8 protein-coding genes are annotated in these 13759 nt (G+C 65.2%); 6 read left to right on the top strand and 2 right to left on the bottom strand.

The features are described from left to right. Positions 1–95: 95 nt before the first annotated feature. Positions 96–1400 carry an ATP-binding protein gene (locus tag Q1Y33_RS03720; protein ID WP_300798400.1) on the bottom strand — a complete coding sequence of 435 codons (1305 nt, stop codon included), beginning with the start codon at positions 1398–1400 and terminating at the stop codon, positions 96–98. Then, positions 1397–2752 (bottom strand): sigma-54 dependent transcriptional regulator, encoded by a 1356-nt coding sequence (locus tag Q1Y33_RS03725; protein ID WP_300798403.1) that lies wholly within the window; start codon positions 2750–2752, stop codon positions 1397–1399. Before Q1Y33_RS03725 ends, Q1Y33_RS03720 begins: the two co-directional genes overlap by 4 nt. A 228-nt stretch (positions 2753–2980) precedes the next feature. On the opposite strand from Q1Y33_RS03725, the gene Q1Y33_RS03730 reads away from it, so the two are divergent. The 6 genes from Q1Y33_RS03730 to Q1Y33_RS03755 are packed head-to-tail and all read left to right on the top strand — an operon-like array spanning position 2981 to position 13681. Beyond that, positions 2981–4405: a TolC family protein gene (locus Q1Y33_RS03730; protein ID WP_300798406.1), complete on the top strand. Its 1425-nt coding sequence runs from the start codon at positions 2981–2983 to the stop codon at positions 4403–4405. Positions 4406–4439: 34 nt separating this feature from the next. After that, positions 4440–5705: an efflux RND transporter periplasmic adaptor subunit gene (locus Q1Y33_RS03735; protein ID WP_300798408.1), complete on the top strand. Its 1266-nt coding sequence runs from the start codon at positions 4440–4442 to the stop codon at positions 5703–5705. Positions 5706–5717: 12 nt separating this feature from the next. Continuing rightward, positions 5718–8108 carry an FtsX-like permease family protein gene (locus Q1Y33_RS03740; RefSeq protein WP_300798410.1) on the top strand — a complete coding sequence of 797 codons (2391 nt, stop codon included), beginning with the start codon at positions 5718–5720 and terminating at the stop codon, positions 8106–8108. Between the two features lie 24 nt (positions 8109–8132). Beyond that, a complete protein-coding gene (locus Q1Y33_RS03745; RefSeq protein WP_300798412.1) occupies positions 8133–10535 on the top strand; it encodes an ABC transporter permease in 2403 nt (800 codons plus the stop codon). Positions 10536–10551: 16 nt separating this feature from the next. After that, entirely contained in the window at positions 10552–12954 is a 2403-nt protein-coding gene (locus Q1Y33_RS03750; RefSeq protein WP_300798414.1) for an ABC transporter permease, read from the top strand. 46 nt (positions 12955–13000) lie between these two features. Then, the gene (locus Q1Y33_RS03755) at positions 13001–13681 is read left to right on the top strand and encodes an ABC transporter ATP-binding protein (RefSeq protein ID WP_300798518.1); all 681 of its coding nucleotides are present in this window, start codon (positions 13001–13003) and stop codon (positions 13679–13681) included. Positions 13682–13759: the final 78 nt, after the last annotated feature.

A 13759-nucleotide genomic window follows, 5' to 3' on the forward strand; every position in this document is an offset into this window, starting at 1 on the left:
CGACCGCAACCCGTCCGGCGACCGAAAGGCCTCCGGCTTTTTCATGCCCGGGCAGCTCCGGTCGCCCCCGGCGGGCTCCGGCCTTCGTGCCGGGGTTACTCGAAGAGCAGGGTGAAGGTGACGCGGCGCTCCGTGTTGGCGGTCAGGCGCAGCGATCCGTTGTGCAGCTGCATGATGCGGCGCGAGACGCTCAACCCGATGCCCGATCCGTCGGCCTTGGTCGTGAAGAAGGGCGTGAAGATGTTTTCCGTCACGGCGGCGGGGATGGCTTTTCCGTTGTCCGTGATGTCGATGCGGATGTTCTCCCCCTCGTCGATGCGGGCCCGGACGTCGATGTGGGCGTCGGGCTGCGCGGCCACCGCCTCGCGGGCGTTCTTGAGCAGGTTGACCACGACCTGCGAGACGAGCCCCTCGTCGGCATAGACGAGCATTTCGGCGGGCTGTACGTCGACCGTGACGGCGACGCCCGATGCGGAGACGAGCGCTGCGGCGCGTTCGAGCAGGCCGCGCACCTCGACCGGTGCCTTCTGCGGCTCGGGGATGCGCGTGAAGCGGCGGAAGGTCTCGACGAATGCCGTGAGGCGGCGGCTCGTTGCCGAGATCGTCTCGAGCCCCTGCGCGACGTCGGCATCGAGCGGGCGGCCGAGGTGCAGCAGCGTGTCGCTGAGCGAGGTGATCGGGGCGAGCGAGTTCATGATCTCGTGCGTGAGGATGCGCGTGAGCTTGCTCCACGACTCGATCTGCGTCTGGGCGAGGTAGTCGTCGATGTCGCTCACGGCGATGACGCGCAGCCGCTTCTGGTCGAGCATGATTTCGGCGCAGGTGAGCGAGAGGTTGACCTCGCCGGCTTCGGTCATCTCCTTGACGTGGAGCCGCTGGCCGGGGCGAATCTGCTGCAGGGCGCGGCAGGCCTCGGGCATCGAGGTTTCGGTTTGCCGGATGTGGGTCATGCGGGGCAGGCCGAAGATGCGCAGCGCCTCGCCGTTGGCCTGGTAGACGCTTCCGGCGTCGTTGAACGTCACGAGGCCCGTGCGTGCGCACTCCATGATGAGCTGGTAGTAGCGTTCGCGCTCCTCGGCGCGGAGCTTGGCCCGCACGATGATCTCCTTGATGCGGTTGAGCGCCGTGTTGAGCAGGCGGTTGTCCGTCTCGGCCACATCGTCGCGGAACCGGAACGTCAGGTCGTCGTTGTCGATGGCGTTGAACATGAAGGTCACGCGGCGGATCGACTCGCCGTAGATGCGGACGATGCGGTAGATGGAGAGCCCGATGAGCGGCACGAAGAGGATGGCGAAGATGTAGTGCCCGCCTGCGACGATCGCCCCCAGTCCCGCCGCCGCGGCGATGAGCAGCGCCACCTGCCCGACGAGCGGTCCGTATGAGATGCCTTCGTTTTTCATAGTCCGTAGCGCTTGATCTTGTTGTAGAGCGTCTGTCGCGTGATACCGAGCTGCTGGGCCACGGCCGAGAGGTTGCCGCCGTGGCGCACCATCGCCTGCGCGATCATCGTGCGCTCCATCTGCTCGAGGGTCGCGTCCCCGGGTTCGGGCGCCGGAGCCGCCGCGGGCCGCAGCAGCAGCGCCGCGGGGGTGATCGGCCCGCCGTCGCAGAGGATCACGGCCTTCTCGACGGCGTGCTGCAGCTCGCGAATGTTCCCCGGCCAGGCATGCTCGGCGAGTTCGCGCTCGGCCGCGGCGTCGAACCCTTCGATCGGCTTCTGGTACTTGGCGGCGTAGCGTTCGAGGAACTTCCGGCTCAGGGGCAGGATGTCCTCGCGGCGCTGGCGCAGGGGCGGCAGGTCGATGTGGATGGTGTTGATGCGGTAGAGGAGGTCTTCGCGGAAGCTTCCCCCGGCCACCATGCCGAACAGATCGCGGTTCGTCGCCGAGATCAGCCGGATGTCGACCTTGCGCGGGGTGTTGCTGCCCACGCGGACGATCTGCCCGCTCTGGATGGCCGTCAGCAGCTTCGACTGTAGGTGCGGCGGCAGGTTGCCGATCTCGTCCAGGAAGAGCGTGCCGCGGTCCGCGACCTCGAACTTCCCGGCGCGGTCGGCCCGCGCGTCGGTGAAGGCTCCCTTGACGTGGCCGAAGAGTTCGCTCTCGAAGAGCGTCTCGGGCACGGCGCCCATGTCCACGGAGACCATCAGTTCGCCGCTGCGGCGCGAGCGGTTGTGAATCTCGCGGGCGAGCATCTCCTTGCCCGTGCCGTTCTCGCCCGTGATGAGGATGTTGGCATCCGTTGCGGCGACCTTTTCGACGATCTCGCGGATGCGCGCCATCGCGGGGCTCGAACCCCAGAACATCGGCTGTTCGGCCGTCAGTTCGCGCTTGATCTCCTTGAGCTGCTTCACCTCGCGCTGCGAGCGCGCGAGGTTGTAGGCGTTGCGCAGCGAGGCGACCAGCCGCTCGTTGTCCCAGGGCTTGACGACGAAATCCACCGCGCCGTCGCGCATGGCCTGCACCGCCAGGTCGATGTCGGCATAGGCCGTGAAGAGGACGACCTGGACCTCGGGGCGCCGGGCGCGGATCTGCCGCAGCCAGTAGATGCCCTCGTTTCCGGTGTTGATTCCCGCCGTGAAGTTCATGTCGAGCAGGACGACGTCGACGCGCTCCTCGCGCAGCGTCGCATCGAGTGCATTGGGTCCCGGGAGGGTCAGCACCCGGGCAAAATATTTCTCCAGCAGCAGGCGCAGCGCCGCGAGGATGCTGCGGTTGTCGTCGACGATCAGTACGGTTCCCTCTTTGGTCATCTTTCCGGTCTTATTTTCGGGTAAAATTAGCGTTTTCGCGATGAAAACCGCGCCGGCATGTCCACTTTTTTTACACGAGTGTCCATTTTTTTTACAATATCCCGCATTTCGGTGAATCGTAATAATTTGAAATACAATATATTATATCTTGTGGCACGCTGTTGGCACGAAAGAACCCGAATGAAGCATAATCGCAATACCATGCCGAAATACCCGTTTTTGCTGCTTTTGCTGTCCATTTTCTGGACACCCGCTGCGGCGCAGCAGTCCGCCGACAGCTTTGTCCTGCCCGCCGCCGACACTTCCGTCAGGGAGTTCCCGGACGGGACCGTTTCCGCGGGGGAGCCTTCCGCCGCGGAAGCGGCTGCCGAGGCCGTCCCCGCGGCCGATAAGGCGCTCACGCTCGACGAGTGCATGCGCTATGCAGTCGAGCACAGCCCCGCCGTGCGCCGCCAGGACTACACCAACCGCAACTACCGGCAGGACTACATCGAATCCATCGCCGCGCTGGTCCCGTCGGTGAGCGGTTCCATCGGCGCCTCGACCAGCTTCGGCCGTTCGGTCGACCCCGAGACCAACACCTATACCGATGTCTCGAACTTCGACAACTCCTATTCCGTCTCGGGTCAGATGTCTCTGTTTGCCGGGCTGACCGGCATCAACACGGTGCGTGCCGCCCGCGTCATGCGCCTGCAGGGGGTTGAGGAGCTGCAACTGGCCCGCGACGAGATCGCCCTGAAGACCATGCAGGCCTACTTCGACGTGGTCTACTACACCGGGAGCGTGCGTCTTGCCCGCGAGCAGCTGGAGACCAGCACGGCCGAGCTCGAGAAGAGCCGCAAGCTCTTCGAACTGGGGCTGAAGAGTGCCGCCGACGTGGCGGAGGTCGAGTCGCAGCAGGCCTCGGACGACTACCTCCTGACGCAGCAGGAGAACAACCTCGCGCTGGCCGAGATCGCATTGGCCGAGGCGATGAACTACCCCGCCGACCGGCAGCTGCGCATCGTCACCGACCCCGGGATCGAGACGCCGGCCGGCGTCGCCCCCTTCGACGAGGTGCTCGGCAACGCGCTGGAAAGCAACCCCAAGGCCGTGGCGGCGCAGCACGACGTGCGCCATTCGCGGTTGCAGTTCTCCATCGCCCGGGGCAACCTCTTCCCGTCGCTCTACGTCGGGGGCGGCTATTCGACCAACTTCTTCATGAACCTCGACGACCGGTCGCTCTACGCCACTTTCCCCAACCAGTTCCGCGACAACCGGGGCTTCTACGTCTCGGCGCAGCTCAACATCCCGATCTTCGGGGGGCTTGCGCGCCGCACCTCGGTGAGCCGCGCCCGCAACAACTGGCGCATCGCCGAGCAGAACCGCATGGAGACCCTCCGCGCCCTCCAGAGCGAGGTGGCGCAGGCCTACCAGCAGATGCTGGGCTACGGCAAGGAGTTCGTGCAGGCCTCGAAGAAGAGCGACGCCGCACGGCTGGCCTACGAGGCCGTCTCGGGCAAGTACGAGCGCGGCATGGTCTCGGCCCTCGACCTGCAGACGGCGGCCGACAAGCTGCTTGAGGCGCGTTCGGAGCGGCTGCGCGCCCGGCTGCAATACATCATCAAGGTGCGGCTGGTGGCCTACTACAACGGCGAGCCGCTGATCCGATAACCCGAACATTCATTTCCGAAAAACCGATACAACCATGGATATTCGCATTGAAAAGAAAAAGGGCCTCCGGGCTCTGCTGACGACCAAACGTGGACTTCCCTACCTGGCGGGAGCCCTCTTCCTGCTCTTCGTCGTGTGGCTGCTCGTGCGCGACAACTCCTCGACGCTGCGCGTCGATGCCCGCACGATCTCCGTCGGGACGGTCGCACGCGGCGAGTTCAACGACTACATCCGCGTCACGGGGCAGGTGCAGCCCATCACGACCGTGCAGTTGAGCCCGCTCGAGGCGGGCATCGTCGAGAGGCTCGTCGTCGAGGAGGGCGCCTCGGTCCGCAAGGGCGACGTACTCGTCGAGTTGAGCAACACGTCGCTGACGCTCGAAATTCTGAACAGCGAGGCCGAGCTGGCCGAGAAGCAGAACATCCTGCGCAACACGCTCATCTCGATGGAGCAGGAGAAACTCACGCTGCGGCTCGACAAGGTGCAGCTGGACCTCGACGTCGAGCGCAAGCGCCGCACGTGGCAGCAGAACGAGGAGCTTTACCGCAGCAACCTGATCGCCCGCGAGGAGTGGCTCCAGTCGAAGGAGGACTACGAGCTGGCCGCCAGGAAACGCGAGCTGAACATCGAGCGGCAGGTGCAGGATTCGCTCTACCGCACCGTGCAGGTCGAGCAGATGGAGGACAACCTCGCCAACATGAAGCGCAATATGCAGCTCATCCGCGAGCGGATTGACAACCTGCGCGTGAAGTCGCCCATCGACGGCGAGGTGGGGCTGCTCGACGTCGTGCTGGGGCAGTCGGTCACCTCGGGACAGAAGATCGGGCAGGTGAACGACCTGTCGGACTACAAGGTCGAGGCGCAGATCGACGAGAGCTACATCGACCGCGTGCGCGCGGGGCTCGAGGCGACCTTCGAGCGGCAGGACACGGCCTTTACGATGCGCCTGCGGAAGGTCTACCCCGAGGTGCGCAACGGCCAGTTCCGTGCCGACTTCACCTTCGCCGGGGCCCATCCGCGCAACATCCGCAGCGGCCAGACCTACTACCTGCACCTCGAGCTGGGGCAGCCGACCGATGCCGTCATCATCCCCCGCGGATCGTTCTACCAGTCGACGGGCGGCGCGTGGATCTACGTCCTCGCGCCCGAGGGCGACCGGGCCTACAAGCGGCCGATCCGCATCGGACGCCAGAACCCGCAGTACTACGAGGTGCTCGAGGGGCTGGAGCCGGGCGAGCGCGTCATCGTCTCGGGCTACGAGAACTACGGCGCCAACGACGTGCTGATACTCAACAAATAAACCCTGCCGCACATGTTCCGCCAACTCGATTTCCGTTCGTGGTTCACCTTCCTGGGGCGCAACCGCCTCTATACGGCCGTCAATTTCACCGGCCTGACCCTTGCGCTGGCCTTCGTGCTGCTCGTGGCCGACTATACGCTCCGGCAGCTCACCGTCGACAACTATCAGACCCGGGCCGACCGCATCTATGCCGTCTGCTCCGAGGAGTCGGTCTCCAGCGGCTACTACCTCCAGAAACACCTCCGCGACCGCTACCCGGAGATCGAATCGACCTGCGCCGTGGTTTTCTTCGAGGATTCGGATGCGGGCACGACCCCCGTGGAGATCGGCCGGCAGAAGTTCCTCGCCTCGGTGCTCTATGCCGACACGACCTTTTTCCGGATGTTCGACTTCCCGCTGCTCGAAGGCTCGCGCGAAGAGGCGCTCGCCGCCCGTGAGCACGTCGTCCTCTCGGAGTCGTTCGCCCGCAAGGTCTTCGGGACCTTCAACCCGCTGGGGCAGACGCTTCGCGTCGATAACGACGAGCGCACCTACGTCGTCAGCGGCGTGATGCGCGACATCGAGCGCTCGACGATCCCCGCGGCCGACATCGTCATGCGGGCCGAGCGCATCACCGAGACCAATGCGGCCAACGACGAACGCATGTCCAACAGCGGCGCCGGCGTGACCTTCCTGCTCGCCCGCCCGGGGGCCGACCTGCAGGCCAAGGTCCCCGACATGCTCGCCTTCTTCAGGGAGATTTACTGGCCCTATCAGGGCAATGTCGTGCAGCAGGTGCGGCTCATCCCGCTGCGCGAACTTTACTTCGAGCCGGTCAACGACTCCAGCAAACTGGCCCACGGCAGCCGCTCGTTCCTCTTGATCCTGCTGGGCGTGGGGCTCGTGGTGCTCGTCTTCGCCGTGATGAACTACATCAACCTCACGGTGGCACAGTCCGGCTTCCGGGCCCGCGAGATGGCGGCCCGGCGTCTGCTCGGCGCCTCGCGCGGCAACATCTTCCTCAAGTGGATTCTCGAATCGACGCTCTTCTGCGCCGCAGCGCTTGTCGTCGCCTCGTGCTTTGCCGAGCTCTTCGTCCCGTGGGCCTCGCGGCTGCTCGGTACGAAGGTCGCCGTCTGGGACGACATCTCGTGGCCGGTGGCCGGTGTGAGCCTGCTCGCCGTCGTCGCGCTGGGCGTGGTCTCGGGCCTTGCTCCGGCGCTCGTCGTCTCGCGTTACCAACCCATCGACATCGTGCGCGGCACCTTCCGCCGCCGGACCAGGACCCTCTACGGCCGCCTGCTCATCGCCCTGCAGAACGTCATCACGATCGCGCTGCTCGCCGCCTCGATCACCATCGGGCTCCAGATCCGCCATCTGGTGCAGGCCCCGCTGGGTTACGAGACGCGCGACATCCTTAATATCGGAACCGACATTTTCCCCGACCGGAGCTCGATGCGCCGCTTCTGCGACGAACTGCACTCGCTGCCCGAGGTCGAGGCCGTCGGGCTCGGATGCGGCACGCCTCACGACCGCGGCAACAACAACACCATCGCGTGCGGACCCGACCGGATGGTCTCGTTCCAGGTCTTCATCGGCGACTCGACCTACTTCCGCATGCTGGGGCTCGAGCGGCTGCGCGACAACCATGTGGCCGTTGCGAACGAGCGTGCCGCATCCCGGAATTTCTGGGCCTCGAATGTCTGGTACATCAACCAGTATGCCCTGCGCGAGCTGGGTATTGCGGAGGATGCCCCCGAATTCAGGCTGGGTGAGAACCTCTCCTATCCGATTGCCGTTGCGGGCATCTACCGCGACTTCCAGATCGGCACGACACTCGATGCCCCGACCTCGGCGCTGCTGCGCGAGGTGAACGATCCCGACGGATTCTATCCCTGGAATATCCTCGTGAAGACGTGCGGGGATCATGCCGCGGCCTACCGGGCCGTCGGGGAACTCTTCCGGCAGACGACCGACGGCGCCTCTTTCTCGGCCCGCTACATCACCGACGAGATTGCCGACGACTTCGCCGCACAGCGGCGCCTGCTGCACATCATCGGGCTGTTCACCCTTGTGGCGCTGCTCATCTCCTCGCTGGGGCTCTTCGCCATGGCGGCCTACTACATCCAGCAGCGGCGGCAGGAGATCGCCGTGCGCCGCGTCTTCGGAGCCACGCGCGGCGAGATGCTCTCGCGCCTCGTGCAGCGCTTCATGATGCTCGTGGGCGCGGCCTTCGTCATCGCCGTGCCGGTCGCCGTCTGGGGACTGGGGCGCTGGTTGGAGGAGTACAGCGTGCGCATTGCCCTCTCGCCGTGGATTTTCCTTGCCGCCGGGCTCTTCGCGGCCGTCGTGGCGCTGCTTTCGGTCGGGTGGCAGAGCCGCCGTGCCGCGGATGCCGACCCCATCGAATCGCTCAAGAACTGATTGTCCGGATAAATTGCCTTTGCCATGAAAATTGCCTTCCATAACTTTCTCACGACGCTGCGGCGCTACAAGGCCTCGTCGCTGTTCAACGTCATCGGGCTGACACTGGCCTTCACGGCCTTCTACGTCATCCTGGTGCAGGTGCGCTGGGAGCTGACCTTCAACCGCGCCATCCCCGATGCCGGCCGCATCTGCCTGGTGGCGCCCCGCTCGCCGTTCGACGAAACGGGCTATTCGATCTGCTCGACCCGCCCCGACGGCGAGCAGCTCATCGCGCAGTCACCCGAAATTGAGGCCGGGGGCTGCATCCGCCCCTGGCGCTGGGACCAGCCCGTCTGGGTGAAGCGCCACGGCGAGTTCCACCGTTTCCGGATGTCGCTCAACACCGTCTCGACGGGCTTTCTCACGACTGTGGGCATGCGCGCCGTCGAGGGCGATCTCGGAGCCCTGACGCAGCCCAACAGCGTAGCGCTCTCGCGCTCGCAGGCCGCACGGCTCGACGTGCATGTCGGTGACCTGCTCTGGCTGGGCGACCGGGAGGGCAAGCGCATCGACACACAGCACGAAGTGGTGGCCGTCTACGAGGATTTCCCCGCGAACAGCTCCTTTGCGCACATCGTCGCCGTGACCGACGTCGGCGACCGGGATATCAACCAGGCCAGTTACTGGAACGACTGCTATTTCGTCCGTCTGCGTGTGGGGGCCGACCCCGACGCGGTGGCCCGGCGCTGGGAGCGTATCCACGAGGAGAACTACCGTGCCTACGTCGAGCGCATGGCGCCGATCTGGGGCGAGGAGCTGACCGAGGAGGATATGGAGGACCCGTGCGACTGCCTGCTCGTGCCGCTCGACCGAATCTATTTCGACCGCCGGGTCTTCGACGGCATGGGGACCTTCCCCAGCGGGTCGGCCACGCTGACCTACTCGCTGTTGAGCGTCTCGGTGCTCGTCATCGTGATTGCGCTGATCAACTTCGTCAACTTCTTCTTCGCGCTGCTGCCCGTGCGGCTGCGGGCGGTCAACATCCTCAAGGTCTTCGGCGCGCCGAACGCCTCGCTGCGCTTCAGCTTCCTGTTCGAGGCCCTCGGCTTCGTCATCCTCTCGCAGCTCTGCGCCTGGTATGTGGCCATCACGCTGCAGGGCACTGAGTTCGCCTCGTATGTCAGCAGCTCGCTGTCCCTCGGCGACAACCTCCCCGTGCTGGCCATCTCGCTCGCGGTGTCGCTCGTCGCGGCGCTCGTTGCCGGGAGCTTCCCGGCGTGGTACATCACCTCGTTCAACCCCGCGATGGCCGCCAAGGGGTCGTTCGTCGGCTCGGCGGCGGGGCGCCGCTTCCGCACGGTGCTGCTCGGCGTGCAGTTCACGGTCTCGATCGCACTGATCGTCTTCTCGGCCTTTACGCTCCTGCAGCAGCGCTACGTGCGCCGCTTCGACCTGGGCTTCGAACATGAGCGGATGCTGACCTTCGGGACGAACTCGCAGCGGCTGATCCGTACCGACCGCTTCGATGAGTTCGCGTCGGCCCTGAAGCAGAACCCGCAGATCATCGGCGTCACGGCGGGACAGGGTCCGCTCGTGGTCGGAAACTACTCGATCTGGGGCCGGGAGATCGGCGGCGAGGAGGTGATGATCCACGTGCGCCCCGTGCGCAGCAACTTCCTCGAGGTGCTGGGTATCCCGGTCCTCGCCGGCGAGAACTTCCGCCCCGGGTACGACCGCGACACGACGCTGCACTACATCGTCAACGACCTGCTCGCCCGCAAGGGGCTCGGGCTCGGCGACCGGCTGGACGACGGCACCGTCGTCGGCATCTGCCCCGACATCCACTTCCGGCCGCTGCAATACCCCGTCGTGCCGTTCGCCTTCGTGACCATCCCCGGCGACATGGAGACCTTCTACGTGCGCCTGGCCGCCGGGGCCGACCCGGATGCCGCCTGCGACCATATCCGGCAGACGGTCGAGCGCCTCGACCCCGACTGTGACCCGGTCGAGATACGCTTCATGGACGAGGAGATCGAGGCGCAGTACGCCCGCGAGCGGCGCATCGCGACCATCGTGGGGCTCTTTACGGTGCTGGCCGTCGTCATCGCCCTGATGGGCGTCTTCGGCATCGTCCTGTTCGAGGCGCAGCACCGCCGCCGCGAGGTGGCCGTGCGCAAGGTGATGGGCGCCACGACCGCCGAGGTGCTGCAGCTCTTCAACCGCCGCTACGTTGCTCTGGTCGCCGTCTGCTTCGTCATTGCCGCGCCGGTCGGCTACTGGATCGTCGACCGCTGGCTGGCGTCGTTCGCCTACCGCACGCCGCTGCGGTGGTGGGTCTTCGCCGCGGCCCTTGCCGTCGTGCTTGCGGTCACGGTCGCCACGGTGACCTTCTGCTCGTGGCGCACGGCCGGCGAGAACCCCGCAGACGCCGTCAAATCCGAATAAACAACAATCTTCCGATATGAAAATCGCTTTCCGAAACTTTCTTACGACGCTGCGGCGCTACAAACTCTCGTCGCTGCTCAACATCATCGGCCTGACACTGGCCTTCACGGCCTTCTACATCATCCTGGTGCAGGTGCGCTGGGAGCTGACCTACAACCGGACGCTCCGCGATTCGGAGCGCATCTACCTTGTCGAAACCACCGACTGGTACGAACCCGGCGCCTGGCAGGCCTGGGTCTGCCGGCCCATGGTCGAACGGCTGATCTCCTCGACCTCGGCCGTCGAGGCCGGCGGCTGCACCTGGAGCGGCTTCGGCCCCTCGGTCGTGCTGCGCGAGAACGCCTCGAAGATGGGTTACGACCGCTTCAACTTCGAGTTTGGCATGATCTCGCTGTCGCTGCTCGACGTCTTCGACTTCAAGACCGTCGCGGGCGACGTCCACGACCTGAAGCGCGCACAGAGCGTCATCATCTCGCGCACGACGGCCGAAAAACTCGGCGTCGGCATCGGCGACATGCTCTGGTGCGACACCGACCGGCCCACGGCCGAAAATGCCTGTGAGGTGGTGGCCGTCTTCGAGGATTTTCCCGCCAATTCGCTGCTCTCCGGCTGCCAGATGGCCATGGACCTGGGTGACCGCTGCATCGACGATTCTTCGGAGTGGAGCTACAACTACTTTGTCAGGCTTCATCCGGGCGCCGACCCCCGGCAGGTGATCGAGGAGTGGAAGAAGGTCTACGCGGAGATGTATCCCGGCGAGGCGAACGAGGAGGGGGTGCTCGAGACGGAGCCCATCCGCCTGTCGTGCATCCGCGACCTCTACTTCGAGGCCGACGGCCGCGTGCCGTGCGCCCAGGGCTCCGCCGTGACGACCTATTCGCTGCTGGGCATCGCCCTGCTGGTCATCGTGCTGGCCTTCATCAACTTCGTCAACTTCTTCTTCGCGCTGGTTCCCGTCCGCATCCGCACGGTCAACACCTTCAAGGTCTTCGGCGCCTCGAATGCCGCGCTGCGCTTCAGCTTCGTCTTCGAGGCCGTGGGGCTGGTCTTCATCGCGCTGCTGCTGGCGTGGTACCTCTCCTTCGCCATCCAGAGCACCGAGCTGGCGGGCTACATCTCCGCGTCGCTCGCCCTGGCCGCCAACTTCCCGGTGCTCGGCCTCGTGCTGATCGTGGCCGTGGCCATGGCGCTCGTGGCGAGCCTCTACCCGGCGTGGTACATCACCTCGTTCCGCCCGGCGCTGGTCGTCAAGGGCTCCTTTGCCGGCACCTCCGGCGGACGGCGCCTGCGCCTGTTGCTGCTGGGCTTCCAGTTCACCATCTCGATGGGGCTGATTATCGCCACGGGCAACATCCTGCGCCAGCACAACTACATGCTGCGGCAGGAGATGGGCTTCGACCGCCGCAACCTGATGGCCGTGCAGCTCTCCGAAAAGGCCGCACTGAGTTACGATGCCCTGCGTGACCGGCTGCTCGCCGACCCGCGCGTGGTCGACGTCACGGGGGCCGAAGGGCGTCTGGTCAGCGTCAGCCGCATGGCGTGGGGCCGCACCTACAAGGAGCGGCGGATCAGCATGCAGGCCTATATCGTCCGTTGGAACTTCCTCAGGATGATGGGTATCCCCGTTACGGACGGGCGCGACTTCCTCGAATCGGACGAGCACAAGCCCACCGGTATGCTGATCTGCAACGAGGCGGCCCGCCGCGAATACGGCTTCGAGCTGGGCGACGAGATCGGCGGATTCTTCGGATCGGATCCCCTCGTGGGCGTCTGCGCCGACTTCAACTTCCGCCCGATGCAGTACGGCGTCGTTCCCTTCGTCTTTTATGTGGTCCCGGAAGAGTGGTCGCGCAATTCAAACGGCCGCGCCTCGCAGCTGCTCTACCTGCGCTACCGCCCCGATGCCGACGTGGAGGGCGTGGCCGGCTACCTGCGGCAGTGCATCGCCGAGGCGGACCCGCACCTCTCGCCGGGCGAGATTCAGGTCCGCACCTTCGAGGAGGAACTGGGCGAGGAGTATGCCAAGGAGCGGCGTCTGGCGACCGTCGTGGGGCTCTTCACGCTGCTGTCGGTGGCCATCGCGCTGATGGGTGTCTTCGGTATCGTGCTGTTCGAGGCGCAGCACCGCCGCCGCGAGGTGGCCGTGCGCAAGGTGATGGGCGCCACGACTGCCGAGGTGCTGCGGCTCTTCAACCGCCGCTATCTCGTGCTTGTCGGCGTCGGATTCCTCATCGCCCTGCCCGTGAGCCTCTGGATCATCAACCGTTGGCTCTCGACCTTTGCCTTCCGGGCCCCCTTCTCGGTCTGGATTCCCCTCGCGGCGCTGGCCGTCGTGCTTGCCGTCACGGTCGGGACGGTGACCTTCTGCTCGTGGCGCACGGCCGACGAAAACCCTGCCGACGCGGTAAAAAGCGAATAAATATAAATAAAAAATTGTATAACCTTCAAAATTTTCTGTTATGTCCATGTTGAAAGTGGAGAACCTCCGCAAGGTTTTCCGTACCGAAGAGATCGAAACTATTGCCCTGAACGGCGTCTCGTTCGAAGTGAACGAGGGCGAATTCGTCGCCATCATGGGCCCCTCGGGCTGCGGCAAGTCGACGCTGCTCAATATCCTGGGCCTGCTCGACAACCCCACGTCGGGCAGCTACCGGCTGCTGGACCGCGAGGTGGCCGCGCTGCGCGAGAAGGACCGCACGCGCTTCCGCAAGGGCAACATCGGCTTCGTCTTCCAGTCGTTCAACCTCATCGACGAGCTGAACGTCTTTGAGAACGTCGAGCTGCCGCTGATCTACCTGCGTGTGAAGGCTGCCGAGCGCAAGCGCCGCGTGAACGAGATCCTGAGCCGCATGAACATCTCGCACCGGGCCGAGCACTTCCCGCAGCAGCTCTCCGGAGGGCAGCAGCAGCGCGTGGCCATCGCCCGCGCCGTGGTGGCGAACCCCAAGCTGATTCTCGCCGACGAGCCCACCGGAAACCTCGACTCGAAGAACGGGCGCGAGGTAATGGAGCTGCTCTCGGAACTGAACCACGACGGCACGACGGTCATCATGGTGACCCACTCGCAGCACGACTCGACCTATGCGCACCGGGTGCTGCACCTGTTCGACGGCGAGCTGGTGCAGGACCTGACCAACCGACTCTGATGCGTGCCGGCGGGTGGGACCGCCGGTCCGTAAAATAAAAAGTTCACCAATCCCTCACCACAAGCGGCGGGGGCCGGG

Source organism: uncultured Alistipes sp., assembly GCF_949296715.1.
GTDB lineage: Bacteria > Bacteroidota > Bacteroidia > Bacteroidales > Rikenellaceae > Alistipes.